Source organism: Amycolatopsis rubida, assembly GCF_900115345.1.
Taxonomy (GTDB): domain Bacteria; phylum Actinomycetota; class Actinomycetes; order Mycobacteriales; family Pseudonocardiaceae; genus Amycolatopsis; species Amycolatopsis rubida.
Map to the genome: position 1 here is coordinate 131227 of NZ_FOWC01000018.1, position 26891 is coordinate 158117.

Genomic DNA, 26891 nt, shown 5'->3' on the forward strand with positions numbered 1-26891 from the left:
TGCCGGAAGCACGCCCGCCGCTCCGGGTCCGCAGGCCGGAAACCCGGCCGCGCCAGCCGCGGACAGAGCTTCCGCCGCAGGCGCCCACGCCGCGATCCCACCGGTTACCCCCGAGGAACAAACCGGCCCGATCGCGCGCGTCACCGATGAACCCGCCGGGGTCAGCAGCACCCCCGCCCAGCCCTACGGTTCCGAAAACCTCCTCCCCCGTCCGCCCGTCGCCGCGGATTCCCTTGCACCGCCGGGGAAAGCCCGTCGCTCGCCGTGGAACCGGGGGCGGGATCGGCTGATCGCGGGGGCGATCGTCGTCGTGGTCGCGGTGGTCGCCGCGATCGTCGCCGTGAACAGCGACAATCTGCACACCAGCCGCGCGCTGGCGGATCCGCCGCACGCCCTCCCCACGCCGCCGACCTCCGTGCCCGGGTCGATGACGCAGCTGTGGCAGGCCCCGAGTTCCGCGACGCCGATCCCGATCGGGCAGGCCGACACCGTCACCACCGCGGACGGCAGCGAGGTCGCCGGCCGCGATCCGCTCACCGGGCAGATCCGCTGGCACTACACCCGCGAAAACCTGCAACTGTGCACTGTGGACACTGCATGGGGCCGGGTGAACGCGGTGTACCACAAGACCATGGGCTGCAGCGAGGTCACTCAGCTCGACCCCGCCACCGGCCGCATCACCGCTCAGCGCAACGGCGACGCCGAACTGGGCACCCGTCTGGTCAACGACGGCAGCCACGTCACGACGACCGGCAAACATCTCCTCGACACGTGGCGCGACGACCTCGTGAAGAGCATGGAGTACGGCAAAGTCCCGTTCCTGCAAAACGCGAACAAGCAACCCCGCCCCGACTGCACCTACGGAACGGTAGCAGCGGCCGCCGACAAAATCGGCGTGATCGAACGTTGCCCCGGCGACCGCACGGACCGCCTGACCGTCTACAAGGCAACCGCCGAGCACGAGGACGAACCGAAGGTCACCTACACCGCCCTGCTGGCCGGCAAGCGGGCCCGCGTCATCGCGATGTCAGGCGACCTCACCGGCGTGTTGCTGCCAGACCAGAAGCTCTACGTCGTCTACGGCGCGGACGGTTCGCAAAAAGCCGCCTACCCCATGGACCTTCCCGCTGCGGACACCGCGAACGATCCAGTCGGCGGCACCGAGGCCACAACCCGCACCGCCGCGGGGATCTACTGGTACAGCGGCTCCAAAACCGTTGCCCTGTCCCGAGACGACCTGTCTCCGCGCTGGAGCCTGGACGGCACGCTCGGCCCAGGAATCACCTTCGCGACCCAGTTGGTAGTGCCCATCCGCGGCGGCCTGGCGGTACTGAACGAAATGAACGGCGCAACGCTGCGCACAGTCGGCATCGACCGCGGTGCCTACACCGGCCCCGTCCGCCTCACCGCGCTAGGCCCGGTACTGCTGGAACAACGCGGCCCGACCCTAGCCGCCCTGCGCTGACAGTCCTCAGAACCACCACAACAGGCTGAACGCCACACCCGCGACGACCAGCACCCCAACCCCCGCACCGACTGCCGCTTTCCCGACGCGGCGGTCGGCAACCCGTTGCAGCACTAGCGCGATCACCGCGGCGACGGAATGCCCGACCAGTTTGAGCGGGCCCGGCCCGGATGCACCGTTGACGAGGCACAACACGCCCACCACGAGCACCCCGACGGCCAGGACTGCCAGTCCCGCGGCGACCGACCCGGTGAACCCGCGCCACCACCGCCCACGGGGCTTCCGCCTGGCTGACGATTCATGACGCTCTGGCACCGCTTGACCTGATGCTTCATCACCGTCGGCCGCGCTGTCCGGCAGGACCGAATCATGGATAACCGCATCCTCGCCAGGTGCAAGACCAGCAGCGGCGGTTGAGTCATGGACGACCTCGACCGCGGCGCTGTCGTCCGTCGCTGAACTCGCCGAGGCCATCGCGGTGCGCTTCGCCGCAAGACCAGCCAGGGCACAATCCTCCGCCGCGACCTCACTGCTCACTGCCGTACCCTCACGCCCATCGTGCGACGTCGCCGCACTGCGCACGTTCCGATCCCCCGCTGCGGCACCACTGCCCAATGCCGCACCATCGCGTCCACCATGCGACGCCGCAGCACCACGCACCTTCCGATCCCCCGCCGCGGCACCACTGCCCAATGCCGCACCATCGCGTCCACCATGCGACGCCGCAGCACCACGCACCTTCCGATCCCCCGCCGCGGCACCACTGCCCAATGCCGCACCATCGCGTCCACCATGCGACGCCGCAGCACCACGCACCTTCCGATCCCCCGCCGCGGCACCACTGCCCAATGCCACACCATCACCCCCACCATGCGACGCCGCAGCACCACGCACCTTCCGATCCCCCACCGCGGCACCACTGCCCAATGCCACACCATCACCCCCACCATGCGACGCCGCAGCACCACGCACCTCCCGGTCCCCCGCCGCATCGACAGCGCGAGAACTGGCGTCCTTGGCACGACGGCCGTCGCGAACCCCGCCAGGTTCCGCAGCAAAATTCGTCGCCACAGCGGCAGAATCCTTCCTCGCTACGCCGTGCGCACCCGACCCGTCACCAGCAACACCACGCCCCCGCGCACCAGCTGGCCCACCACGGGCCGTTTCCTCACTGTCCGGTGACGCCACGATCCTCGGGTCCAATCCACATCTCGGGAAATCCCCTACGGCGCAAGCAAATCCCATGGTTGCGCGGCAGGAGCTGTCTGCTGTCCCGCCACGCAGCTCGGGCGGAAGTCGCACCATGCGCAGCGGCGGTCGGGGCGGGCGGGGAACAACGTGTCTCCGTCGCCGCCCGCGTCAAGGGTATCTGCTGCCAACCGCACATCGCCCGCGGTCTGCTCGGCGCGTTCCAGGTGCCGCTTCAAGGTTTCCGGGGTGTGTTCCGCCGCGGCGATCGTGCCGGACGGCAAATGGTGCAGCTCGACCTTCGTGCACGGCATGCGCAAGGTGCGCCTGGCCGCCACGGCGTACATCGCCAGCGCTTGCGACGCGCGGGCCTCATGGTCGTCCGGGGCTCGGCGGCCGGTTTTGTAGTCCACGATCACCAGTTCGCCGCCGCGCTGGTCGATGCGGTCGGCTCGGCCTTCGATGATCATCGTCGGGCGGCCGCCGGTCGTGCTGACCGGGGCGGAAACCCAGCGTTCCAGGCCGACCGGGTCGTCGCTGACGTCGTTGTCCGCTACGTACTCCGCGACCCAGCCTTTCGCGCGCGCACGGTAGCGCGCGGCCTGGTCGTCGTCGGCGAAACCGGCGTCCTTCCAGTGCTCGGACACCAGCGCGATCCCGCGCTGCGGCGTCCGTTTCGCCACCGGCAGGTCGAAAAGCGCCCGCAAGGCGTTGTGCACCACCGCGCCCAGCGTGCTGTGCGCCCACGGCCCGGTGCGCTTCGGCGTCGGCCGGTCGAGATAAGCCAGCCGGTACCGGCGCGGGCAATCGTCAAAGGTGCTCAGCCGCGCCGGCGACACCTTGGTGAGCCGCTGCGGTTGCTCGACGCCGAAGTCGAACCCCATCTGTTCTTTCACGCCGCCCCCTTCCATCGACGCCCACGCTACGCACCCCCACCGACACTTTCCGGCGTGGGCTAGCCGCCCGCGATGAAGCCCTGCACCGAATTCGCGACCAGTTCGACCGCGATCGCGGCGAGCAGCAGGCCGGCGATCTTCGCCAGGAGCGTGATGCCGCTTTCCTTGATCAGCCGGATGACCACCCCGGAGAAGCGCATGCAGGTGTACAGCACGAAATGCACGGTCAGAATCGCCAGTGCCAGCGCGATGTACGCGCCCACCCGGCCGTCGGCCTGCCGGACGAACACGATGGTCGCCGCGATCGCGCCGGGACCGGCCAGCAGGGGCGTGCCGAGCGGAACGAGGGCGACGTTGACATCCTCGGCCGCCTCGGGCTCGTTGCTGCCCGCGTTGCCGGTGAGCAACTGCAGCGCGATCAGCAACAGCAGCAAGCCGCCCGCACCCTGCAGCGCCGGGATGCCGATGCCCAGATACGCCAGGATCGCCTGCCCGGCCACCGCGAACAGCGAGATGACCAGCAGCGACACCAGCACCGCCTGCCGGGCCGCTTTCACCCGCGTCGCCATCGGTTTGCGGCCGACCAGGCTCAGGAACACCGGCACCGTGCCCGGCGGGTCCATGATCACGACGAGGGTGATCGTCGCGCTCATGAAGAGCTTCGCGTCGAAGAAATCCGAGACGGCCATCTCAGCCCTTCACCACTGAGAAGCCGGTCGCCCGCCCCACCAATTCCTCCAGCTGGTCCGGTTCGGTCGTTTCCTGGCCGAGCCCGATGGTCTTGTTCGTGCCGTGGTAGTCGCTGGACCCGGTGCGGACCAGGCCCAGCTCGTCGGCCAGTTCGCGGGTGCGCGCCCGGGTGGCCCGATCGTGGTTGGGATGGTTGACCTCGACGCCGGTCAGCCCGCGCGCCGCCAGGTCACGCAGGGTGTCCTCGCTGATCGTCGCGCCGCGGCTGAACGCGAAGGGGTGCGCGATCACGGTAACCCCGCCGGCCGCGGTGACCATGTCGATCGCTTCCTCGACCGGAGTGTCGCGGCGCGCGACGTAGTAGCCGCGGCGGCTGTGCAGATAGTCGCTGAACGCCTCGTCCACGGAGCTGACCAGCCCGGCGCGGACGAGCGCCTGCGCGAGGTGCGGCCGCCCCGCGGGCGAGTCCTCCGGCAGCAGGCTCAGGATTTCGTCGGCGTCGACCGGGAGGCCGTCGGCGGCCATCCGCTCGGCCATCCGCCGCAACCGGCCGCGCCGTTCGATCCGCAGCCGCGTCTGTTCCGCGACGATCGCGGGCGCGGCCGGGTCGAAGAGATACGCGAGCAGGTGCACGCTGATTTCGTAGCCGGTGTCCGGGTCGATCGAGACCGTCGACAGTTCCGCGCCGGGCACCAGTGTCAGGCCGGCGGGCAGGGCCGCGGCGGCCGGTTCCCAGCCCGCGGTGGTGTCGTGGTCGGTGATCGCGACGATGTCGAGACCGGCACGCGCGGCGGCTCCGACGAGCTCGGCAGGGCTGTCGGTACCGTCGGAGGCCGTGGAGTGGGCGTGCAGGTCGATGCGCATCGGACCCATTCTCGACGATGCGCTGCGTCACCTCGGCACCGGGACCAGGGCCGACGGGCGCCGAGGTCAGCCGACCGGCTTCTTGCCCCGCGCCGCGCGCTGCGCCTTGATCATCGAGAACCGTTCGGCCTGCTTCTGCTTGTCGCCGAACACGAGCTCGGAGATCGTGTCGTAGAACTCCTCGGGCCGCGGCAGGTAGTCGATCCGGTTCAGCGCCTGGATCTGCCCCGCCGATTCGACGACCATCGTGCCGTAGCCCAGCATCCGGCCCCAGGCCGAACGCTGGTAGGTGAGGTCGGTGACCTTGCTGATCGGCATCATCAGCACCTTGGTGGTGAAGACGCCGGTGGTCATCACGAACCGTTTGTCGGTGACGACCAGCCGCTCGACCCACCATTCGATGATCACGTAGGCGAACCGCAGCACCACCGCCAGCGCGACGTACCAGAGGATGTTCTGCACCACCCACAGCGAGGGCGGCAGCAGATACGAGACCAGCACGCACACGATCAGCAGCGCGGCTGCCTCGAACGTGTCCCAGAGGAGCACCGCCCAGTGGCGGCGGATCCGGATGACCCGCCGCTCGGTGTCGAGGAGGTACTCGTCAGGGTCGCGTGGCGCGAACATGGTTCGAGGGTATCCCCTGTCGTCAGTGGAAGATGTTGCTGACGAACGTGATCACCGATTCGGCCGAGCTGCGGAGGAAGTCCACGATGTTGCTGACAAGACCAGCAGCATGGCCCGGCTGAGCGATCACGAAGAACAGCACCAACGCGATACCCACGAGTCCCGCAAGCTTCTTCGCGTTCACAGCGATCAATCCCGTCTCTTCCATGACACCCGGAAAACTGACTTTCTACGTTGTACCGCACTGACCACTCACGCGGGAGGAAAGTCCCGCGCATGGGTCAGCCAGGCGCTCGAAGTGTACCGTACGGCTACTCTCCGTGTACAGGTTCCCGGACGCTAGGGGGCCTGGCCGGGGTCGGCTACCGTCGCGGCATGGACGGCCTCGAGCGCTGCGTCGGCGGCATTGTGTTCGACGACCAGGGCAGACTCCTGCTCATCCGGCGCGCGAACGAGCCGGGGAAAGGCCAGTGGTCGCTGCCCGGCGGGCGGGCGGAACCGGGCGAAACGGACTACCAAGCAGTGGTCCGGGAGCTCCGCGAGGAGACCGGACTCGACGTGAGACCGCACACACTGGCCGGTTCGGTCGTCCGCGGCCGCTACGACATCCACGACTACGAATGCACGTGGACCGGCGGAATCCTCACCGCGGGCGACGACGCCACCGACGCACTGTGGGTCAACTCGGCCGAACTGGTCAATTTGGACGAAGCGGGCCACCTGGTGGACCAGCTCCTCGTGACCCTGAGTGACTGGAATGAGTTGCCCACCGCGTAATCCGGAGCGGCTATTTCCGCATTGCCGCCGGCCGCGTCCGCGATTCGGAACCGATTGCGGAGTTGCCGGAAAGTTTCCCCATCGTTCAAGCGTCCGCGATGAGCACGGAAAATGCGGGGAACGCGTATTCGATATCGCCGGACGCGCATCGGTCCGGCAGCGCGGGCGCGCGCGGGGCGGTGTGACTGATGGGGTGAGTGTGACACACGTTACTCAGGGTGCCGGGGCGTCGTGAGTGGCGATCCCCGGCGAGAACCGGGACGCCACTCACGAGACACCTTCACGCCAGCCAGGTCATCCGCTGCCCGTGCGGCGTCGTCCGGGCCAGCGCGCGGGCCTCGGGTTCCCCGTCCACCCAGCTCGTCAGCCCGAGCACCGCCATCGCGGGCTCGCCGGGCACCAAGCCGTCCGCGGCCAGGTCGTCCCGGCCGGGCAGCACGGTCTCCAGCCCGGCCCGGTAGAACTCCTGGCTCACCCACCACACCGGCCGGGCCGAGGACAACCGCGCCAGCTCGGCCACGAAATCCGCCCGCCGGTCCCCGAGATACGCCAGCGCGTGGCTCGTCAGGACGACCAGCGGCAGTTCCGCGGGCACCCGCGACGCCGCCGAGGCAAGGTCGTCCACCGCGTCCCCGGCGATCAGCTCCGGCGCGTGCTTCCGCTGTTCCGCGGCAGCAGTGCGCAACAGCCGGATCCGGTCGACCTGGTCGGCCCAGACGCACGCCTCCAGCCACGCCAGCTCGTCCTCGTCCGAGAGGTCCACGGGAGCCCGGTCCAGGCCCGCTCGGGCCGCCACAGCGACCTTCTTCGGCAGCTTGGGCAACTTCGCACCAGGCTCGACGTCGATCGCGCAGTGCAGTCCGACAGCGGCCTTCGCCGGACCTGCCGTGAGCTGTTCGCCGCCGTCGCATTGGTAGCGGTAGCCGAACCGGTCGAGCCCCAGCAGCAACCCCGCGCTGCAGCCGACCTCGAGCAGCGCGATCTTGCCGCCCGCTTCTTTCGCCGCCGCCGCGACCCCCGGGTACAGCAGCGCGGCGCGGCGCACCTCGTTCGTCTGCGTGTAGCGGGTCGAGATGATCTCACGGGCCTGGTCCGCGCGCTCCAGCAGAAACGAGCGGAACAACGGCCACGTTTCGCTGTCCACACCGTCGAATCCGCCGACTGACGGGTAATACCGCGACAGCGGATGGATCGGGTCCGCTTGCACCAGCCGGTGCGCGGCGGCGAACAGCAACGTCCCGCGCGCTTCGCCGCCACGGGCGTCGGTCAGCAGCGCGGCGACGTCGTCGTCCTCGGCCGCGTTCGTGGCGAGGTGGTCGTACAGCGGCGAAACACCGCGCGCCTCCACCTCGGCGAACCTGCGCAATCGACGCTTGATCTCTTCCAGGGCGATGGCCACCCGTGCTCCTCTTCGCGGCGGATCGATCACTCGTGCGGCGTCGGACGGCCGGGCTGCTCCCCGCCGCGGGTGTCGCCGTAGGACCGCTTCGGCACCATCACTTTGCGCCGGAAAATGCACACGATGGTGCCGTCCTGTTTGTACCCGCGCGTCTCGACGTACACCACTCCCCGGTCGTCCTTGGACTTCGACGGGGTCTTGTCGAGCACCTCGGTCTCGCCGTAGATCGTGTCGCCGTGGAACGTCGGCTTCACGTGCTTGAGCGATTCGACCTCAAGGTTCGCGATGGCCTTTCCGGACACGTCGGGCACCGACATGCCGAGCAGCAGCGAGTAGATGTAGTTGCCGACCACGACGTTCTTGCCGAAATCGGTCGTCTCGCCCGCGTAGTGCGCGTCCAGGTGCAGGGGGTGGTGGTTCATCGTGATCAGGCAGAACAGATGGTCGTCGTATTCGGTGACGGTCTTGCCGGGCCAGTGCTGGTAGACCGCGCCGACCTCGAACTCCTCGTAGTACCGGCCGAATTGCACGCTTGCGCCTCCTGTCCGGGTAACACCTGCCGAACCAGGTGCGACACGTATCCGTGGTGAGGAGTACCCTCGACCATCGGTGATCGCGCGTCAACGCGACCCCTGCCACTTCGCACGCCCTGGCGTGCCCCGGCCGAAAGGAGGTGAGGAACCGCCCATGAGCAGTGGTGATAGTCCGCTCCCTAGTAGCCCGGCTGCCGCCCCGCCCCCGCCCTCAACGGTGCGGCTGCGCCGCGCAGCTTTGCCCTGTGTTCCCACCTCGCCGGCCAGCCCTTCTCGATCCTGGTAGGCCCGCGTCCGGGAACCCACGGTGCCGCCGGACGGACCCAGTCCGCCTGGCCGTCGTCTTCGTGTTCCACGACGTCTGCCCAGGAGAACCCATGCCTGCCATTCCCTCGCTCGGCGGCCTTCGCGGCCGCGGCAACAACCGGGCCAAGGCCAATCTCGACCGGCCGATCCCGGTGCCGCTGTCGGCGTATGTCGTCGATTGCGCGGTGTATGTCGACGGCAAGCGGCTGCCCGGGCGCTGGACGCACGCCGAAGCGATCCGCGAGGTGCGCAAGCGGCACACGGGTTTCGTCTGGATCGGGTTGCACGAGCCCGATTCCGACCAGATCCAGGGCATCGCGGACACCTTCGGCCTGCACGAGCTGGCCGTCGAGGACGCGTTGGAGGCGCATCAGCGGCCGAAGCTGGAGCGCTACGACGACACGCTGTTCCTGGTGCTGAAGACAGTCCGCTACGTCGAGCACCAGTCGCCGACCACGGCGAACGAGATCGTGGAAACCGGCGAGCTGATGGTGTTCCTCGGCCGCGATTTCGTGATCACCGTCCGGCACGGCAACCACTCCGGACTCGCCCGGCTGCGCCGCGACCTCGACGACGATCCGGAGCGGCTCGCCCTCGGCGCGGCGGCGGTCGTGCACGCGATCTCCGACCACGTGGTCGACCACTACCTGGAGGTCACCAGCCGGATCGAGGCGGACATCGACGAGATCGAGGCGCAGGTGTTCGCGCCGCGCTCGTCGGTGAGCGCCGAGCAGATCTATCTGATGAAGCGGGAAGTGCTCGAACTGCGGCGCGCGGTGGTCCCGCTCGCCACGCCGGTGTCGCGGCTCGCCGAGGGCTACACGCGGCTGGTGCCCGACGAGGTCCGCTCGTATTTCCGCGACGTCGCCGACCACCTCGCCACCGTGTCCGAACGCGTAGCGGCGTTCGACGAACTGCTCAGCACCCTGGTCGACGCGACCGTCGCGAAGATCTCGCTGCAGCAGAACACCGACATGCGCAAGATCACCGCGTGGGCGGCGATCATCACGGTGCCCACGATGGTCGCGGGCATCTACGGCATGAACTTCGACTACATGCCCGAACTGCACTGGCAGTTCGGCTATCCGATCGTGGTCACGATCATTCTCGCGATCTGTCTGCTGCTGTACCGAATATTCCGGAAGAACGGCTGGCTGTAGCCGCCCTCGCGGTCCCCCTTTCTTCCCCCGGTTGCAGGAGGTTTGTCTCGCCATGTCCCGGTTGCTGTCCAACCTCAAGTTCTGGGCTCTCGCCCTCTGCCTCATCTGGATCGTCGGCATCGTCGCGATGATCGCGCTCAACCCCGGGTTCGCGCACGGCATGAAGTGACGCGGCATGCGCCGTAACCTTGGCGCATGCCGAAAGCGCTGGTGGTGGCCGACGAGGCCGACGAGCGGCTGTGGACCTCCGCGGTCCGCTCGCTGCGGGTCGACCTCGTCCTCGCCGCCGGCGATCTGCCGTTCGCGTATCTCGAGTTCCTCGCCGGCATGCTCGACGTGCCGTGCGTGTTCGTTCCGGGCAATCACGACCCGGACCTGAGCGGCTTCACCCGCTACGGCGGACTGTCCATGAAGGACGGTTTCCCGACCGAGTGGCCCGGCCCGGCAGGCGGAGTCAACGCCGACGGCCGGATCGTCGACGTCGCCGGGCTCCGCATCGCCGGGCTCGGCGGCTCGATCCGCTACCGCGACGGCCCGAATCAGTGGACGCAGCGGCAGCAGGCGCGCCGGGCCCGGCGGCTGGAGCGCCGGTTCCGGTGGCGGAAACGGCGCGACGGCAATGGGATCGACGTCCTGCTGACGCATTCGCCGCCGCGGCATCTCGGCGACCGCGAAGACCCGCCGCACCAAGGTTTCACCTGTCTGCACCGCACGATCGACACCCTGCGGCCGCAGTGGCTGCTGCACGGACACATCCACCCGAACGGCGAACCGGTGCCCGACCGCGTGGCGGGCCGTACCCGGATCCGCAATGTGGTGGGCTATCAGGTGATGGAGTTCCCGCGATGACCCGACCGACCGGTTTCCCGCGTGCCGACGCCGAAAGCGACTTCCTGCGAGCCCGCCGAAGGCAGGTGCTGTCACGGCTTTCCACGTGGCTGCGCCGCGAACCCGACGACGTCAATATCATGCTGCCCTTCCATGAAGTGGTGCAGGCACTCGGTTACGTCAGCGAGGCGCGGATCGGGACGCGAGTGATCACATTGGACTCGATCGTCGGCACTGTCGACCGAAGCCGCGATTTCGACCGCCGCTTCCGCCCGACGTCCGCCCGCGTCCGGCAACGCTGGGAACGACTCGCGCTGGCCGCCCGCCGCGGCGAAGCGATTCCGCCGATCGAGGTGTACCGGATCGGCGAGCTGCACTTCATCATCGATGGCCACCACCGGGTTTCGGTCGCGCTGGCGCAGGGACTGTCCACAATAGAAGCTTCGGTGACGGTCGTGCGCACCAAGCTGGACCCGAGCGGCATCCGGTATCGCGGCGACCTGATCGTGAAGGACTACCGGCGGCTGTTCCTGGAGCGAGTCCCGCTGTCCGGGCACGCCCGCGCTTCGGTGCTGGTGACGGATCCGTGGAACTACGCCCAGCTCGGCGAGCACGTCGAAGCCTGGGGTTTCCGGCTCATGCAAGACGAAGGCCGGTTCACCGACCGCGCGACCGTCGCGCAACGCTGGTTCGACGAGGAGTTCACGCCCGTCGTGGCGATGCTGCGGCAAGCGGATCTGATCGGCGACCGCACCGAAGCCGAGGCGTACCTGTGGGTCGCGTGCGAGCGGTACCGGCTGATCCGGACGCACCGCTGGGACGAGGAGGTCATCGAGACACTGCGCTCCCAGCAGTGACTTGTCAGGCAGCCCCTGACGTGTCAGGCTGTTCCTGACACCGGGAGGTTGTGATGACTTCGTACTGCTCGTTCTGCCTCAAACCGGCCGGCGAGGTGGCCAAACTGATCGCCGGCTCCGGCGTCTACATCTGCGAGGGCTGCGTCGGATTGTGCGACCAGATCCTGGCCGGGAAACACGAGCCGGGGACGCCCGAGGTGACGCTGTGGGAGCGGAAATCGGATGAGGAGATCCTGGAGAGCATCCCGCGGATGGCGAAGGTCAGCGCGCAGACGGACGCGCGGATCCAGGAGCAGGTGGACCTGCTGCGGACACGCGGGGTGGCGTGGGCGCGGATCGGTGAGGCGCTCGGAGTGACGCGGCAGTCGGCCTGGGAGCGGTTTTCCGCCGAGCGGAAATGAGCAGGCCCCCTCCCGGGTGATGGAGGGGAGAGGGCCTCTAGTGCGGCTTGCTCAGTCGCTGGGAATGATGGCCCACAGGATCAGGTACGCGACGAACTGCGGCCCCGGCAGCAGGCACGACAGCAGCGCGAGCACCCGGACCTTGCCCGGCGTGGTCCCGAAGCGGCGGGCGAGCCCGGCACAGACGCCGCCGATCATGCGCCCCTCCCGCGGCCGGCTCAACCGGCGAGTGACAGGTGCGGTCATCGTGTTCCCCTCCCGTTTGGGTTCGTAGCTCCATGTCACCACGGCCGGCGCCGGGGCGCATCGCTCCGCGGGTCGATCTGGACCCCTAAGGGGTGGGGGCGCGGCACGGGGACCGAATCAGGGTCGTGGCGGGAACTCGCAGGTCAGCGCTCTTCTTCGGGCGGGACCAGCGGGCCGGACGCGGAACCGACGCCCCCATGCCACGTTGGGTGCGTCTGACGCACCCAACGTGGCATGGGGATGTTCAGTAGCGGGAGTGCGCGAAGTTGTCCCTGGCCAGCGTTCGCTTCCCGCCGGTGCGAACGTCCGCGAGCGGAGAAAGCCACGCAGCCCGGTCGGCGCTGCGCACCGTCGCGGAGAGGCCGAACACAACAATCTCGTTGGGGCGCAGCGGACGCCTCCGGGCGAAACCGCCCGGCATGGAATCCGGATACAGCCCTGTTCGCCGACCACAATCCGATCGCTCGCCACCGACGCACGGTCGGCCTGCCCGCCGACAGCAGCCGAACTTCCCCGTTTGTTCACCGCAATCGTCCGACCAGCGGTGATAACACAGCGAAGTGTGGGATTTCACGGCGCGGGCTGGATTTTTCGCCACCCACGGTGATACTGCACCCCGTGCGTAACCCACTCGGAGTCCTCGCAGTCGGCTGTTCGGTGCTTCTCGCCGCGGTAGCCGGATGTTCCGCGGAGTCTGCCCCGACGACGCAGCAGGTGCAGTCCACGCCGGCGCCCTTGACCGCGATCGCGGCGCTCGGGGACTTCGCCACGCTCGACTACTGCAGTCTTCTCGACCCGAAGCGGCTCAAGAACACCACCGCCGACACACCCGATTCCTCGTTCACCGCTTGCCAGGCTGACTTCGTCCAGGCTGGGCGGCCCCGGACGGTCACCATCGGGCCACTCGCCGCCGATCGCGATCCCAATGTGCAGGCCTACGCGTACCCGGGCCAGGTGCCGGACGGGGTTTCCGTGCAGCAGGCCGGGTTCGTGCCCGAGCGGACGTGCGGGCGGGCCGTCACGTTCGCCGACGGGGTTCGGCTGGCCGTTTCGATCACGGACAAAGACGACCGCGGCAGTGCGGAGGATCGGTGCACCGCGGCGGACGACGTGGTCGGCGGGCTGCTCGACGCGGTGACCGGCAATCGGGTGCGGCATCCGCAGTTGCCGGACCGCTCCTGGGGGCGGGTGGATTCCTGCGCGATTCTCAGCGCGGCCGGGGCGCGGGGCGGCGACGCGACGGCCGGGCTCGCCGGGCATTCCTGCATCCTCGACAAGGTGAGCCTGGAGTTCGCGGTGGTGCGGCAGGCTCCGGCGGGGCCGCCGGAAACCCTCGGCAACCGGACGGCGCGGGTCGCGACGGACGGGGCGTTTTGCCGGGTCCGGACGGTACAGCCCTCTCCAGCCACGCCGGGACGCGCGGAGCAGGCGACCGTGAGCGTGGTCGACACCAGCGGTGCGGGCGGGGAAGCGGCTTGCCCCGCCGCTCGCACCGCCGCTGCGACGATCTTTTCGCGGATCCCGTGAACGTCCGTGAAGGGCGCCTTGAGGGAATCTGATTCCGTCAAGGCGCCCTTCACGGACCGGCAGCTCAGTCGGAGTAGGTGAGGTTTCGGCCGTCCGACGGGTCGAAGAGCTTCACCTTGTCCGCGTCGAACCAGATTTGCAGGTCCTGGTTCTCCGCGGCCGCCGATTCGGCCGCCAGCCGGGCCACGATCAGCGATTCCGCGCCGGGAACGTCGGCCGAACCGCTGTCCGCGGCCAGTTCCGCCAGTTCGGCCGAGGTCGCGGCCTCGCCGTCCACGGTGAAGTGCGCGAACTTTTCCGAACCCATCGACTCCAGCACGTCCACGTGCGCGGTGAACGACGCGCCCTCCCGGCCCGGCTCGACGAGCGTGGCGTCCTCGAAGTGTTCCGGGCGAATGCCCATGATCACCTCGCGCGGGGCGTTCGCCGTCTCGGCCATCCGGCGGATCCGGTCGGTCAGCGGGGTGGTGCCCAGCGAACTGCGCAGCTCGCCGTTTTCGAGCGTCGCCGGGACGAAGTTCATCGACGGCGAGCCGATGAACCCGGCCACGAACAGGTTCGCCGGGTTGTCGTACAGGAACTGCGGCGAACCGATCTGCTGCACGTACCCGGCCCGCAGCACCACGACCCGGTCGCCGAGGGTCATCGCCTCGGTCTGGTCGTGCGTGACGTACAGCGTGGTCGTGCCGAGCTGCTTCTGGATCTTCGACACCGACGTCCGCATCTGGCCGCGCAGCTTGGCGTCCAAATTGGACAGCGGCTCGTCCATCAGGAACGCCTTGGGGTTGCGGACGATCGCCCGGCCCATCGCCACCCGCTGCCGCTGTCCGCCGGACAGGTTGGCCGGTTTGCGGTCGAGATGCTGGGTCAGGTCGAGGATCTGCGCCGCTTCCTCCACTTTGGACCGGACGATCTTGTCGTCCACTTTGGCCAGCCGCAACGGGAACGCCATGTTCTCCCGCACGCTCATGTGCGGGTACAGCGCGTACGACTGGAACACCATCGCGATGTCCCGGTCCTTCGGCGCTTTCTCGTTGACCCGCTTGCCGTCGATGCGCAGTTCGCCCGAGGAGATGTCCTCCAGCCCGGCGACCATGTTGAGCGTGGTCGACTTCCCGCAGCCGGACGGGCCGACCAGGATGATGAACTCGCCGTCCGCGATCGTCATGTCCACTTCGGACACCGCGAGCGCGCCGTCGGGATAGCGCTTGGAAACCTTGTCGAGAACGATTTCAGCCATGGGTCAGCCCTTCACCGCACCGGACGTCAGCCCCGCCACAATGCGACGCTGGAAGAACAACACGAACAGGATGATCGGCACCGTGATGACGACCGCGGCCGCGCACACCTGGCCGGTCGGGTCCTCGAACTGCGAGGACCCGGTGAAGAACGACAACGCGGCCGGCACCGTGCGCGACGACTCGGTGGAGGTCAGCGAGATGGCGAACAGGAAGTCGTTCCAGCAGAGGATGAACACCAGGATCGCGGTGGTGAACACGCCCGGCGCGGCCAGCGGCGCGATCACCTTCCGGAACGCCTGGGCCGGCGTCGCGCCGTCCATTTTCGCCGCCTTTTCCAGCTCCCACGGAATCTCCCGGAAAAACGCGGACAGCGTGTAGATCGACAGCGGCAGCGCGAACGTGATGTAGGGCAGGATCAGCCCCGGCCAGGTGTCGAAAAGGCCGAGCCCGCGTTCGATGTTGAACAGCGGGGTGACCAGCGAAACCTGCGGGAACATCGCGATCAGCAGGGAAAGCCCCACCAGCAGCTGTTTCCCGGGGAAATCCAGCCGGGCGATCGCGTACGCGGCCATCGTGCCCAGCACCACCGCGATGACCGTGGAGATCACCGCGATACCGATCGAGTTCACCAGCGCGTGCAGGAACTCCGTGGTCTGGAAAATGTCCGCGTAGTTCTTGAGCGTCCATTCCACCGGGATGAAATTGCCGTCGGTGAGCGTCGCCTTCGTCTTGAACGACAGCGACAGCACCCACAGCACCGGGACGATCGCGAACACCAGCACCAGGATGTCCAGCAGGCCCCAGCCGACCTTGCGGCCGGTCGTGACCGCACCTCCGATAGCCATCAGCGCTTCCCCCCGTCGTCCGTGCCGGGCGCGGCGGTGCCGAACACCTTGATGAAGAGGAACGCGATGATCGCCACCGTGATGAAGATCAGCACCGCCATCGTGGAGCCGATCCCGAGGTTGAGCCCCTTGACCAGGTTGTCATAGGTCTGCATGGACACCGATCCGGTGTCCTGCGCGCCGCCGGTCAGCACGTAAATGTTGTCGAAAATGCGGAACGCGTCGAGCGTGCGGAACAGCAGCGCGACGAGAATCGCCGGTTTCATCACCGGCAGCATCACCTTGGTGAACCGCTGCCACGCGGTCGCGCCGTCCATCGCCGCGGCCTTCAGCAGGTCGTCGGGCACCAGCGCCAGCCCGGCCATCAGCAGCAGCGCCATGAACGGCGTCGTCTTCCACACCTCGGCGAGAATGATGATGAACAGCGACGGCCACTGGTCAGTCAGCGGCGCGACCCCCTCGCCCAGCGCATTCGCCAGGTACCCGGTTTTGGGCGTCCACGCGAAATACCACGAGAACGCGGCCACCACGGTGACGATGCCGTACGGGATCAGCGCGACAGTGCGCACCAGTCCGCGGCCGACGAGCGTGCGGTGCATGATCAGCGCGAGACCCATGCCAAGCACGAACTCGATCGCCACCGACACGACGGTGAGGAACATCGTGGTACCGAACGCGGTCCACCAGTAGGAATTCGTGAGCACCGCGGCGTAATTGTCGAAGCCGATGAACTCGTGTTTCGCCGGGAAGCGCAGATCGTAACGCTGCAGCGAAAGCCAGACCGAATAGATGATCGGATATCCGGTCACCGCGATCATCACAAGGAACGCGGGCGCGCAGAGCCACAGCCCGAGCCGCCGTTCCGCCTTCTTGCCCTCGGAAAGCGCGGGCTTTCCCTTGCGGTGCGCCGCTTCCTTCGTGGCCGCGGCGGGATCCTGGACGGTCACGGGATCACTCCCTTCGACTGGAGCGCGTCATCGAGCTGTTCCCGCATTTTCTGCGCGGTCGTCTGCGGATCGATCGCCGAGGGCGGGGAAAGGATCTTCGACATCACCGTGGACAGGTTCTGGTACACCGGCGTGAGCGGCCGTACCGCGGCGGTTTTCAGCGCCGACAGAATGGAGTCGCGCATCGGGTACTTCTCGGCCATGTTCGGGTTGTCCGCCGACGCGGGCTTCGCCGGATCCAGCGGCGTGTCGTCGTGGTACACCGACTCGATCGTCGGCGGCACCCCGTCGTTGATCGCGGACACCTTTTGATTTTCCTTGCTGCGCAAGCACAACGCCGCTTCGTATGCCTCGGGCTTGTGCTGCGAGTAGGCACTCACCGCGAGATCGAACCCGCCGATCGTGCTCTTCGACGGAATGCCTGCCTTCGCCTGCGGGTACACCGTCCACTTGAAGTGCGACAGGTCCTTCGGCTTTTCCTCGGCGTAGGAGGCGTAAACGAACGGCCAGTTCAGCTCGAACGCGGCGTCGCCGCGCTGGAACGCCTGCCGGACGTCGTCCTCTTTCTGGTTCGTCAGCGACGGATCCGTGATGCCCGACGACGTGACCTTCTTCAGCAGGTCCAGCGCCTGCACCGCACCCTCGTCCATCACGACGGATTTCCCGTCGTCGGACAGGATGTGCCCGCCGAGCGATTCGACCAGCGTGTTGTAGATGACGACCAGGCCCTCGTACTGCGCGCCGGTGAAGACGACCGAATACGGTTTGTGCTCGCTCTTGAGCTTCTGCGACATCTGCATCATCTCGTCCCACGTCTTCGGCGGGGTCGGGGTGATGCGGTCGTCGTACCAGAGCAGCTGCACGTTGGTGTTCTTCGGTGCGGCGTAGAGCTTTCCTTGATACGTCGCGGTTTCCAGCGGGCCCTTGAGCACGCCCTCGGACGCGGCCGCCTTGTTCTGCCCGGTCCACTCGTCGACCCAGCCCGCCTCGGCGAACTCCGAAACCCAGGTGACGTCGAGGCCGAGCACGTCCATCGACGTGTCGCCGGCGGCGAGCCTGCGCGCCATCTGGATCCGCTGGTCGTCCGAACCGCGCTGCAGCTTGTTGTAGACGATCCGGTACCGCCCGGCGGCGGCCTTGTTGCAGTTGTCAACGACCGTCTGGAAATGGTCCTCCGGGGAGTAGTAGACGTTGATCGTCGTCCCGGAAGCCGTTCCGCAGCCCGCCATCAGCCCGCCCGCCACCAAGCCCGCGGCGAGCAACGCCGTCGCGCGGGTAGGTCCTCGTTTCTTTCCGCTGGGCCGTTTCTTCCCCATCCAAGCCTCCTCGCCCATGTGCACACGGCACCGTCCGGCACCGCCCCCAGACAGCACGCCGCGACGAGGCGGACCCGAGCCAGCACCCCGACGTGCCAGTTGCCGGCAGGCCGCGCTGGAGGACACGACCGGCCAACCGGTGTCGGACAACCTATGCCCGGCGATCACCGGCCGCAAGCAGGGTCGGTAACGATTCAGCCAGGTGCGCGCGAACCATCGGGAAGACGGGTCTTGTGGGTAGTTATGCGGTGGCGGGTCGGGAGGAGCCAGGCCAGGCGGGGCGGAGCCAGGCAGGGCAGAAGCTGGCGGCGGACGCGACGGTTGGCGTCGTGAGTGGCAATCCCGGTTGGAACCGGGATTGCCACTCACGAGAAAGTGGCGGGGGGCGGGCGCAGCGCCAGCTTCGCGAGCAGCTCGCGACCCTGCTCCGCGCTGCGCGGCTGGCACAGCACGTCGTACCGGCCCGCCACGAGCTGGCTTGCCGACGAGAAATCGCGGCGGCCGCGCGAGGTGCGGTAGCCGATCGCGGAAAACGCCAGCCCGGACAGCACGCCCAGCACCAGCCCGGTCAGCAGCTGCAGCGTGAATCCGCCCTGGTTGACGAACATCCCCAGCAACAGCCCGGCGAACAGGCCGAACCACGCGCCCGACATCGCGCCCGCGGCGAGCACGCGGCCCCATGACAGCCGTCCGATGACGCGTTCGACCAGCATCAGGTCGACGCCGACGATCGTCACGTCGGTGACCGCGAACTCGCTTTCGGCCAGGAAATCGACCGCCTGCTGTGCCTCGCCGTAGGTCGAGTACGACCCGATCGGCCAGCCGGTGGGCGGCGTCGGGAGCCGCGGCAGCCCGGCCGGGCTCTGACCGCCACCAAAGGGACTGCTCACCATCATCACCTGCGCTCGTCCGGTCCGAGGGCTCTATCTTGTCAAGAACCGGCGGAGCGCGCGAACTCCGGCGAAGCGCGGGTCAGGCCTGGTAATCCCGCAGGAGGCCGCGGCTGATGATGGTTTTCTGGATTTCGCTGGTGCCCTCGCCGATCAGCAGGAACGGGGCCTCGCGCATCAGGCGCTCGATCTCGTATTCCTTTGAGTAGCCGTAGCCGCCGTGGATCCGGAACGCTTCCTGGGTCACCTCGGCGCAATACTCGCTCGCGATCAGCTTCGCCATCCCGGCCTCGACGTCATTGCGCGCGCCGGAATCCTTCAGCCGGGCGGCGTTGACCATCATCAGGTGCGCGGCCTCGACCTTGGTGGCCATCTCGGCGAGCTTGAACGCGATCGCCTGGTGCTGCGCGATCGGCTTGCCGAACGTGGAACGCTGCTGGGCGTAAGCGATCGCCAGCTCGAAGGACCGGATCGCGATCCCGCACGCCCGCGCGGCCACGTTCACCCGGCCGACCTCGACGCCGTCCATCATGTACGAGAAGCCCTTGCCCGGAGCCTCCCCCAGGACCTTGTCCGCACCGATCCGGAAACCGTCGAACACCGCCTCGGTGGTGTCCACGCCCTTGTAGCCCATTTTGTCGATCTTGCCGGGAATGGTGAGTCCGGGAAGGACCTCGCCGAACCCCGACGGCTTCTCCACCAGGAACGTCGTCAGGTTCTGGTGCGCCTTCTCCGCGCCCTCGTCGGTCTTCACCAGCAGCGCGATCAGATTCGACGAGCCGCCGTTGGTCAGCCACATCTTCGCGCCGTCGATCACATAGTCGTCGCCCTCGCGCTGAGCGCGAGTCTTGATCGCCGCCACGTCCGAACCCAGGTCCGGCTCCGACATCGAGAAGCTGCCGCGGACCTCGCCGGTCGCCATCCGGGGCAGGAAATGCCGCTTCTGCTCCGGGGTCCCGTGCCGGGTGATCATGTGCGCCACGATGAAGTGCGTGTTGATCACCCCGGACACGCTCATCCAGCCCCGCGCGATCTCCTCCACCACCAGCGCATACGTCAGCAGCGACTCGCCAAGGCCGCCGTACTCCTCCGGGATGGTGAGCCCGAACAGGCCCATCTCCTTCATCCCCTCGACGATCTCCGCCGGATACTCGTCCGCGTGCTCCAGCGCCTGCGCGTGCGGGATGATCTCCTTGTCCACGAACGACCGCACGGTGGACAGAATCTCCTGCTGCACGTCGGTCAGGCCGGCGGTCCGGGCAAGACGGGCCATCACTGGGCTCCCTTCGGCGGCGACGCCGGCTCCCGGCGCTGGGTTACCGGGGAGTATGACTGGTTCGCGTCCGGGCGGCTATGAGGGTGCTCACGCCAGCCCCCGGTTTCCCCCGTTAAGGTGCGGATAAGGTGCTGATCCACCCGAAACCGCGAGAAGGATCCCGATGAGCGAGGGCAGCGACGAGCCTGCTGGCCGCGACAGCTACGAGCACCCGTCGTACGAGCACCAGCCCTATCCGCCGCAGGGCCCGCCGCCCGGCGCGGGGCTCGCGATCGGGTCCCTGATCTGCTCGATCGCCGGGTTCGTGGTGTGCGGACCGATGGCCGTCGCGGGGATCGTGATGGGGCACCTCGCGTTCTACCGGGCCCGCCGTGGCCGCGGCACCGGCGGCGCGCTGGCGGTCGCCGGGTTCGTGATCGGCTACGCCGCGCTGATCGTCTGGGGCATCGCCGTCCCGCTGATCGTGCACGCGCTGGCCCAGTCCGGTGTCTTCGGCTGATGCCGCCCCGGAACCCGGTAGCGTCGTCCTCCGAACCCGGCACCGTGAGGGAGCCCCGATGACCACTCCGTCCGACCGCGATCCGGTGCCGTACGAGCCGCCGCCGACCGCGGACCCCGCGCCGTACGAGCCGCCGGCCACCGCCGATCCCGCGCCGTACGGGGCTCCGGCGGACGCCGTCTCGCCCACTTCGGAGACTGACTCGCCGGCTCCGCCGCCGGGCTGGACCGCACCCGACCCTGGCCCGGTCGCGGTGCTGCCGGGCGAGCAGCCGACTCCCGCCGCAGCACCGCCCGCGACGCCGTATCCCGTTGCGGCGCAACCAGATCCGTTCGCACCGCCGCCCGCGTACCAGGGCTTCCCGGCTCCACCGCCGTACGGCGCGGGCTACCAGCCGTACCCGAACACCAGCGACAGCGGGCTCGCGACCGGCGCGCTGGTGTGTTCCGTGCTCGGCCTGGTGACCTGCGTTCTCGCGATCCCCGGCGTCGTGATGGGGCACGTCGCGCTGGCCAAGGCCAACCGCAACGAAGCAGGCGGCCGCACCATGGCGCTGTCGGCCGTCGTGCTCGGCTATGTCACAGCCGCGCTGTGGGGCAGTTTCTTCGTGACTCTGCTGGTCCTCGGCCTGAACGGCTATCTCGACCGCTGATCCGGCACGTCGCTCGCCTCGTCTTCGCGCGGAGCGACCTTTCCGTTGCCGGCCGCTTCTGAGGCCGAGGGTGATCGCGGCTCCGGCGGTTTCGCGGCCGGAGCCGCGGGGTCGGTCCGCGCGTCCAGGAAGCGCAGCAACTCCACCGGGAACGGCAGCACCAGCGTCGAGTTCTTCTCCGCCGACACCTGCACGACCGTCTCCAGCAGCCGCAGCTGCAGCGCCGCCGGGGTATCCGCCATCGCCGCGGCGGCCTGGGCGAGCTTGTGCGACGCCTGCAGTTCGCCGTCCGCGGAGATCACCCGGGCGCGGCGTTCGCGTTCGGCCTCCGCCTGGCGCGACATCGAGCGTTTCATCGACTCCGGCAGCGCGACGTCCTTGATCTCCACCCGGTCGATGTGGATGCCCCAGTCCAGCGCCGGGCTGTCGATCATCAGCTCGAGGCCCTCGTTGAGCCGTTCGCGGTTCGACAGCAGGTCGTCCAGGTCGCTCTTGCCGATGATGGACCGCAGCGAGGTCTGCGCGACCTGGCCGATCGCCGACCGGTAGTCCTGCACGTGGACCGCGGCCAGCACCGGGTCGACCACCTTGAAGTACACGACCGCGTCCACCCGGACGGTGACGTTGTCGCGGGTGATGCCGTCCTGTGCGGGCACCGGCAGCGTCACGACCTGCATGTTCACCTTCTGCATGCGGTCGGCGACCGGCAGCAGCAGCGCGAGCCCGGGGTCGCGGACCGCCGGGCGCACCCGGCCGAAACGGAACACCAGCCCGCGTTCGTACTGTTTGACCACGCGCACCGCGGAGGCGAGCCACACCCCGCCCACGACGACCACCGCGCTGACAATCTCGACGATCATGGCAGCTCCCGGGTTCGCCAAACCCTGATCCGTTCACTGTACGCGCGCCCAGCAGCGCCGGAAACGGCTTGCACGGCCGACCACGATGAGTGTTGTGACCGTTTTGGTAATCCCGCCGTTCTTCGCCGAACGCGCCCCCAAGGTGCTGGGTCCCGAAGCCGTCCCGTGGCTCGCGTCGCTGCCCTCGCTCGCGCAGCGGTACGCCCGGAAGTGGGAGCTGGAGTTCGAGGACACCGCCCGGCACGGCTACGTCGGCGTCGTCCAGCCCGCCCGGCGCGCGGACGGTTCCCGCGTCGTGCTGAAACTCGGCTGGGTAGAGGAGGAATCGCGGGACGAGCCGCTCGCACTGTCCACATGGGCCGGTCGAGGTTCGGTGCTGCTGCACGAATCCGTGCCCGAGGACGGTGCGATGCTGCTGGAACGCCTCGACGACAGCCGCACGCTCGACGGCGAACCGCTGCTGCCCGCCGTCGAGATCATGAGCGAACTCGCCCGGCGGCTCGCCGTGCCCGCGCCGGCCGGGCTCACCCGCACGCTGTCCGCCGTCGCGGAGGAACTGCTCGAAGAGCTGCCCAAATCGTGGCGGGAGCTGGACGAACCGCTCCCCCGCCGGGAGCTGGACGCGGCACTGGAAGTGTGCCGCGACCTCGGTCCGGCGGCGGGAAACGCGCTGGTGAACGAGGACCTGCACTACGAGAACGTGCTGTCCGGCACCCGCGAACCGTGGCTGGTGATCGACCCGAAGCCGCTCGCCGGCGACCTCGAATACGGCGCGCTTTCGTTGCTGTGGAACCGGTTCAGCGAATCCACACTGGACTCGAAGCTCGCCGCGAGCGGTCTGGACCGCGACCGCGCCAAGGCCTGGACGCTCGTCCGGGCGGTGCAGAACCGGCTGTGGCACGCCCAGGATCTGGTCGATTTCGGCGGATTGCCCGAGGACGACGACGGCCCGTCCGCCGACGCGCTGCCCGTGCTCACCCGGTGGGCCATCGCTGGCTGAGAATTCGCCAAGTCGCGGTCCGAGCGCGCGAGGGCGGCAGCCGATAGTGTCGGCGCCATGGCAGGCATAAACCGGGTTTACGCGGCACAGCTCGCGGGTCTGCCGGTGTTCGGGCCCGACGGGGAGTCGATCGGCAAGGTCCGCGACGTGGTCGCCGGGCTGCGGCTGGACCAGCAGCCGCCGCGGATCCTCGGCATGGTCGTGGAGCTGGCGACCCGGCGGCGGGTGTTCGTGCCCATGCTGCGGGTCACCTCGATCGAACCGAACGCCGTGACGCTGGCCACTGGTTCGGTCAACATGCGGCATTTCCACCAGCGGCCCAACGAGGTGCTGGTGTGCGGCCAGCTTCTCGACGCGCACGCGACGCTCACCGGCGCGGACACCCGGGTGACCGTGGTCGACGCGGCGATGGAGCCGACCCGCACGCGGGACTGGGTGCTGGCGAAACTCGCCGTCCGCGAACGGTCGACCCGGCTGGCACTGGGCAGGCGGCGCACCGCGATGCGGGTGCTGCCGTGGAACGAGGTCGCCGGGCTCGGGCTCACCGACCTGACCGGACAGCCCCAGGGCGCGGGCCAGCTGCTGATGCTGTTCGACACGATGCGCGCGGTCGACGTCGCCGCGACCCTGCGCGACCTGCCGATGAAGCGCAGGCACGAGGTCGCCGACGCGATGGACGACGAACGGCTCGCGGACGTCATCGAGGAGCTCCCCGAGGACGATCAGAAGGAACTGCTGTCCTACCTCGCCGAGGAACGCGCCGCGGACATCCTTGAGGCGATGAACCCGGACGACGCGGCCGATCTGCTCGCCGAACTCGCCCCGGCCGAGCAGAACAGGCTGCTGGAACTGATGGAGCCGGAGGAATCCGCGCCGGTCAAACGGCTGCTGGCGTATTCGGCGGACACCGCGGGCGGGCTGATGACGCCGGAACCGGTCGTGCTGACGCCGGACGCGACGATCGCCGAGGCGCTGGCACACATCCGCAACGCCGACCTCCCCGCCGCGCTCGCCAGCATGGTGTTCGTGTGCCGTCCGCCGACCGAAACGCCGACCGGCCGGTTCGTCGGCGTCGTGCACTTCCAGCGGCTGCTGCGCGAACCGCCCGCCGAACTGGTGGCCAGCGCGGTGGACACCGACCTCACCGCGTTGCGCCCGGAGGCGACACTGTCCGAGGTCAGCCGGTATTTCGCGGCCTACAACCTGGCGTGCGGCCCGGTGGTCGACGCCGAGGACCATCTGCTCGGCGCCGTCACCGTCGACGACGTGCTCGACCATCTGCTGCCCGACGACTGGCGCGAAACCGGACTGCACGACGTCACTGATGGCGCCGACGGCGCTGTTCTAGAGGAGGCCGACCGTGGCTGAACTCAGGACCGGCCGCAGGCTCGACCAGCCGCGCGGCCAGGCCCGTCTGCGGCTGAACATCGACCCGGACACTTTCGGCCGGTTCACCGAGCGGATCGCCCGTTACCTCGGCACCGGGAAGTACCTGTTCTGGCAGACCCTCATCGTGGTCGTCTGGATCGTGCTGAACCTGGCCGCGGTGTCGCTGCGATGGGACCCGTACCCGTTCATCCTGCTCAACCTGGCGTTCTCGACGCAGGCCGCGTACGCCGCACCGCTGATCCTGCTCGCGCAGAACCGCCAAGACGACCGGGACCGGGTGTCGCTGGACGAAGACCGCACGCGCGCCGCGCAGACCAAGGCGGACACCGAGTACCTCGCCCGCGAGCTGGCGGCGCTGCGGCTGGCGATCGGCGAGGTCGCGACCCGTGACTACCTGCGCAGCGAACTCGACCGGCTGCGCGATGATCTCGACGTGGACTCCAAGCCACGCAAGGCGAAACAAGGCTGAACTGGGCAGTACGTACGATGGAAGCGTGACTGGTACACAGCAGCTCCCCAGCGTCGACGACGTCCGCACCGCGCTGAAGGACGTGTACGACCCGGAGATCAAAAAACCGATCACCGACCTCGGCATGGTCAAGGACGTGGCGATCGGCGACGACGGGGTGGTCGACGTCGGGATTTACCTGACGGTCGCGGGCTGTCCGCTCAAAGCGACGCTCACCGCGGACACGAAGAAGGCCGTCTCGAAGCTCCCCGGCGTCGCCGACGTGCGGGTCGAGCTGGACGTGATGAGCGACGAGCAGCGCACCGAGCTGCGCAAGTCTCTGCGCGGCGACGCGGCGGAGCCGGTGATCCCGTTCGCGCAGCCGGGTTCGATGACGCGGGTGTACTGCGTGGCGTCCGGCAAGGGCGGCGTCGGCAAATCGTCGGTGACGGTGAACTTGGCCGTGGCGATGGCCGAGCGCGGGCTGTCGGTCGGCGTGGTGGACGCGGACATCTACGGCCACTCGGTGCCGCGCATGCTGGGCGCGCGCGAGAAGCCGACCAAGGTCGACACGATGATCATGCCGCCGCAGGCGCACGGCGTGAAGGTCATCTCGATCGGCATGTTCACCCCGGGCAACGCCCCGGTCGTGTGGCGCGGCCCGATGCTGCACCGCGCGCTGCAGCAGTTCCTGGCCGACGTGTTCTGGGGCGACCTGGACATCCTGCTGCTGGACCTGCCGCCGGGCACCGGCGACATCGCGATTTCGGTGGCGCAGCTGATCCCGAACGCGGAAATCCTCGTGGTCACCACGCCGCAGCAGGCCGCCGCCGAGGTGGCCGAACGCGCGGGCGCGATCGCGATGCAGACGCGGCAGCGCGTCGCGGGCGTGATCGAGAACATGTCGTGGCTGGAAACCCCGACCGGCGAACGCATCGAGGTCTTCGGCGCGGGCGGCGGCCAGACGGTGGCGGATTCGCTGTCGAAGTCGGTCGGCTCGACGGTGCCGCTGCTGGGCCAGGTCCCGCTGGACCCGCGCCTGCGCGAACAGGGCGACGAGGGCACGCCGATCGTGCTGTCCGATCCGGAGGCGCCGGCGTCGCTGGTGCTGAAGGACGCGGCGAAGCAGCTGTCGGTCCGGGCGCGCGGGCTGGCCGGGATGATGCTGAACGTCAGTCCCGCCGGACGGTGAGGGCGCGTGAGTGTTTATGCCGGTTAGAACCGGCATAAACCACTCACCACGTCATTCAGGAGGCGTGCACGGTCACCAGGAGCGCGCCGGATTCGCGGAGCGTCACCTTGGTGTCGCCCGGCTTGGTCACGGTCCAGTCGATGTCCTCGGGCTCCTTCGCGGACACGTCGGCCGACTTGTCGGGCAGGCCCTCGACATCGATGTTCTGCGACTGGTCGGACGTCACCTTGATCTTCACCTTGTTGCCGACCTTGACGTCGACGACGTCGGCCGGCGGGGTGACCTTGCCGCCCTGGTAGGCGACGGTGACCAGCACGTCCACGCCTGCCTCACCGGTTTCCGCGCCGCGCTTGACGTTCGGCTGCTCGCCGGTGGCACTGCCGTTCTCGCTGGCCGGGGCACCGCTCGACGGAGCCACCGTCGCGGACGGCATCGCCGGGGCGGGCACGGAGGTGTAGGTGGCGGGTGCCTTGGCGCTGGGCTCGTCGTCGGCACTGCACCCGGCGACGGCGACGGCGGCCGCAGCGATCGTTCCGGCCAGCGCAGCCGCACGGCGTGACATATCGGGAACC

At 68.6% G+C, this 26891-nt stretch carries 31 protein-coding genes; 13 read left to right on the forward strand and 18 right to left on the reverse strand.

The window, feature by feature from the left end; translation table 11 throughout:
• Positions 1–130: 130 nt before the first annotated feature.
• On the forward strand, positions 131–1465 hold the full coding sequence (locus BM362_RS40460; protein WP_208865484.1) for an Rv3212 family protein: 1335 nt from the start codon (positions 131–133) through the stop codon (positions 1463–1465).
• 6 nt (positions 1466–1471) lie between these two features.
• On the opposite strand, the gene BM362_RS40465 is transcribed toward BM362_RS40460, so the two are convergent.
• The 7 genes from BM362_RS40465 to BM362_RS40495 form a co-directional block, all read right to left on the reverse strand.
• Positions 1472–1780 carry a hypothetical protein gene (locus BM362_RS40465; protein WP_167545616.1) on the reverse strand — a complete coding sequence of 103 codons (309 nt, stop codon included), beginning with the start codon at positions 1778–1780 and terminating at the stop codon, positions 1472–1474.
• Positions 1781–1998: 218 nt separating this feature from the next.
• On the reverse strand, positions 1999–2430 hold the full coding sequence (locus BM362_RS40470; RefSeq protein WP_143132613.1) for a hypothetical protein: 432 nt from the start codon (positions 2428–2430) through the stop codon (positions 1999–2001).
• A gap of 258 nt (positions 2431–2688) precedes the next feature.
• Positions 2689–3537: a RecB family exonuclease gene (locus BM362_RS40475; protein WP_067586106.1), complete on the reverse strand. Its 849-nt coding sequence runs from the start codon at positions 3535–3537 to the stop codon at positions 2689–2691.
• 71 nt (positions 3538–3608) lie between these two features.
• Positions 3609–4238 carry a MarC family protein gene (locus tag BM362_RS40480; RefSeq protein WP_067585846.1) on the reverse strand — a complete coding sequence of 210 codons (630 nt, stop codon included), beginning with the start codon at positions 4236–4238 and terminating at the stop codon, positions 3609–3611.
• A gap of 1 nt (position 4239) precedes the next feature.
• Positions 4240–5103, reverse strand: a complete 864-nt coding sequence (locus BM362_RS40485) for a PHP domain-containing protein (RefSeq protein WP_425285767.1) — start codon at positions 5101–5103, stop codon at positions 4240–4242.
• A gap of 66 nt (positions 5104–5169) precedes the next feature.
• Positions 5170–5730: a PH domain-containing protein gene (locus BM362_RS40490; protein ID WP_037353298.1), complete on the reverse strand. Its 561-nt coding sequence runs from the start codon at positions 5728–5730 to the stop codon at positions 5170–5172.
• Between the two features lie 22 nt (positions 5731–5752).
• The gene (locus BM362_RS40495) at positions 5753–5938 is read right to left on the reverse strand and encodes a hypothetical protein (RefSeq protein WP_037815868.1); all 186 of its coding nucleotides are present in this window, start codon (positions 5936–5938) and stop codon (positions 5753–5755) included.
• Between the two features lie 167 nt (positions 5939–6105).
• Between BM362_RS40495 and BM362_RS40500 the strand changes: the two genes are divergently transcribed.
• A complete protein-coding gene (locus tag BM362_RS40500) occupies positions 6106–6507 on the forward strand; it encodes an NUDIX hydrolase (RefSeq protein ID WP_093576737.1) in 402 nt (133 codons plus the stop codon).
• 280 nt (positions 6508–6787) lie between these two features.
• Here BM362_RS40500 and BM362_RS40505 read toward each other — a convergent pair whose 3' ends face one another.
• Together BM362_RS40505 and BM362_RS40510 are read right to left on the reverse strand one after the other, a co-directional pair.
• The gene (locus BM362_RS40505; RefSeq protein WP_167545617.1) at positions 6788–7906 is read right to left on the reverse strand and encodes a DUF2332 domain-containing protein; all 1119 of its coding nucleotides are present in this window, start codon (positions 7904–7906) and stop codon (positions 6788–6790) included.
• Between the two features lie 26 nt (positions 7907–7932).
• Positions 7933–8436, reverse strand: coding sequence for a MaoC family dehydratase (locus BM362_RS40510; protein WP_067585834.1), 504 nt, complete (start codon positions 8434–8436; stop codon positions 7933–7935).
• 380 nt (positions 8437–8816) lie between these two features.
• Here BM362_RS40510 and corA point away from each other — a divergent pair, with 380 nt between their 5' ends.
• From corA to BM362_RS40530, 4 genes are all read left to right on the forward strand, one after another.
• Positions 8817–9905, forward strand: coding sequence for a magnesium/cobalt transporter CorA (corA, locus tag BM362_RS40515; RefSeq protein WP_067585831.1), 1089 nt, complete (start codon positions 8817–8819; stop codon positions 9903–9905).
• Positions 9906–10100: 195 nt separating this feature from the next.
• A complete protein-coding gene (locus BM362_RS40520; protein WP_067585828.1) occupies positions 10101–10754 on the forward strand; it encodes a metallophosphoesterase family protein in 654 nt (217 codons plus the stop codon).
• Positions 10751–11590 (forward strand): chromosome partitioning protein ParB, encoded by an 840-nt coding sequence (locus BM362_RS40525; protein ID WP_093576738.1) that lies wholly within the window; start codon positions 10751–10753, stop codon positions 11588–11590. Before BM362_RS40520 ends, BM362_RS40525 begins: the two co-directional genes overlap by 4 nt.
• A gap of 53 nt (positions 11591–11643) precedes the next feature.
• On the forward strand, positions 11644–11991 hold the full coding sequence (locus BM362_RS40530; protein WP_067585822.1) for a ClpX C4-type zinc finger protein: 348 nt from the start codon (positions 11644–11646) through the stop codon (positions 11989–11991).
• 51 nt (positions 11992–12042) lie between these two features.
• On the opposite strand, the gene BM362_RS40535 is transcribed toward BM362_RS40530, so the two are convergent.
• A complete protein-coding gene (locus BM362_RS40535; protein WP_067586103.1) occupies positions 12043–12237 on the reverse strand; it encodes a PspC domain-containing protein in 195 nt (64 codons plus the stop codon).
• 618 nt (positions 12238–12855) lie between these two features.
• On the opposite strand from BM362_RS40535, the gene BM362_RS40540 reads away from it, so the two are divergent.
• Positions 12856–13764, forward strand: a complete 909-nt coding sequence (locus BM362_RS40540) for a hypothetical protein (RefSeq protein WP_244287441.1) — start codon at positions 12856–12858, stop codon at positions 13762–13764.
• A 64-nt stretch (positions 13765–13828) separates the two neighbouring features.
• On the opposite strand, the gene BM362_RS40545 is transcribed toward BM362_RS40540, so the two are convergent.
• From BM362_RS40545 to BM362_RS40570, 6 genes are all read right to left on the reverse strand, one after another.
• Entirely contained in the window at positions 13829–15004 is a 1176-nt protein-coding gene (locus tag BM362_RS40545) for an ABC transporter ATP-binding protein (RefSeq protein ID WP_093576740.1), read from the reverse strand.
• A 3-nt stretch (positions 15005–15007) separates the two neighbouring features.
• The gene (locus BM362_RS40550) at positions 15008–15850 is read right to left on the reverse strand and encodes a carbohydrate ABC transporter permease (RefSeq protein WP_067585813.1); all 843 of its coding nucleotides are present in this window, start codon (positions 15848–15850) and stop codon (positions 15008–15010) included.
• Complete coding sequence (locus BM362_RS40555) at positions 15850–16797, reverse strand: carbohydrate ABC transporter permease (protein ID WP_093576741.1); 948 nt, start codon at positions 16795–16797, stop codon at positions 15850–15852. The genes BM362_RS40550 and BM362_RS40555 overlap by 1 nt, the downstream gene beginning before the upstream one ends.
• Positions 16794–18113 carry an ABC transporter substrate-binding protein gene (locus BM362_RS40560; RefSeq protein WP_067585807.1) on the reverse strand — a complete coding sequence of 440 codons (1320 nt, stop codon included), beginning with the start codon at positions 18111–18113 and terminating at the stop codon, positions 16794–16796. Before BM362_RS40560 ends, BM362_RS40555 begins: the two co-directional genes overlap by 4 nt.
• 365 nt (positions 18114–18478) lie before the next feature.
• Entirely contained in the window at positions 18479–19009 is a 531-nt protein-coding gene (locus tag BM362_RS40565; protein ID WP_067585805.1) for a YflT domain-containing protein, read from the reverse strand.
• 76 nt (positions 19010–19085) lie between these two features.
• Positions 19086–20276: an acyl-CoA dehydrogenase family protein gene (locus tag BM362_RS40570; protein WP_093576743.1), complete on the reverse strand. Its 1191-nt coding sequence runs from the start codon at positions 20274–20276 to the stop codon at positions 19086–19088.
• A gap of 166 nt (positions 20277–20442) precedes the next feature.
• Here BM362_RS40570 and BM362_RS40575 point away from each other — a divergent pair, with 166 nt between their 5' ends.
• Together BM362_RS40575 and BM362_RS40580 are read left to right on the forward strand one after the other, a co-directional pair.
• Entirely contained in the window at positions 20443–20778 is a 336-nt protein-coding gene (locus BM362_RS40575) for a DUF4190 domain-containing protein (protein ID WP_067585801.1), read from the forward strand.
• A gap of 58 nt (positions 20779–20836) precedes the next feature.
• Positions 20837–21430, forward strand: coding sequence for a DUF4190 domain-containing protein (locus BM362_RS40580; RefSeq protein ID WP_067585799.1), 594 nt, complete (start codon positions 20837–20839; stop codon positions 21428–21430).
• Here BM362_RS40580 and BM362_RS40585 read toward each other — a convergent pair.
• Positions 21415–22290: an SPFH domain-containing protein gene (locus tag BM362_RS40585; RefSeq protein WP_093576744.1), complete on the reverse strand. Its 876-nt coding sequence runs from the start codon at positions 22288–22290 to the stop codon at positions 21415–21417. The genes BM362_RS40580 and BM362_RS40585 overlap by 16 nt on opposite strands.
• A gap of 94 nt (positions 22291–22384) precedes the next feature.
• Here BM362_RS40585 and BM362_RS40590 point away from each other — a divergent pair, with 94 nt between their 5' ends.
• The 4 genes from BM362_RS40590 to BM362_RS40605 are packed head-to-tail and all read left to right on the forward strand — an operon-like array spanning position 22385 to position 26319.
• Positions 22385–23290, forward strand: coding sequence for an aminoglycoside phosphotransferase family protein (locus tag BM362_RS40590; RefSeq protein WP_067585795.1), 906 nt, complete (start codon positions 22385–22387; stop codon positions 23288–23290).
• Positions 23291–23347: 57 nt separating this feature from the next.
• A complete protein-coding gene (locus BM362_RS40595; RefSeq protein ID WP_067585792.1) occupies positions 23348–24658 on the forward strand; it encodes a magnesium transporter MgtE N-terminal domain-containing protein in 1311 nt (436 codons plus the stop codon).
• On the forward strand, positions 24651–25148 hold the full coding sequence (locus BM362_RS40600; protein WP_067585789.1) for a DUF1003 domain-containing protein: 498 nt from the start codon (positions 24651–24653) through the stop codon (positions 25146–25148). The genes BM362_RS40595 and BM362_RS40600 overlap by 8 nt, the downstream gene beginning before the upstream one ends.
• A 25-nt stretch (positions 25149–25173) precedes the next feature.
• The gene (locus BM362_RS40605; RefSeq protein WP_067585786.1) at positions 25174–26319 is read left to right on the forward strand and encodes an Mrp/NBP35 family ATP-binding protein; all 1146 of its coding nucleotides are present in this window, start codon (positions 25174–25176) and stop codon (positions 26317–26319) included.
• Between the two features lie 55 nt (positions 26320–26374).
• Here the strand turns inward: BM362_RS40605 and BM362_RS40610 are convergent, their stop codons facing one another.
• On the reverse strand, positions 26375–26881 hold the full coding sequence (locus BM362_RS40610; protein WP_067585782.1) for a hypothetical protein: 507 nt from the start codon (positions 26879–26881) through the stop codon (positions 26375–26377).
• Between the last annotated feature and the right edge of the window lie 10 nt (positions 26882–26891).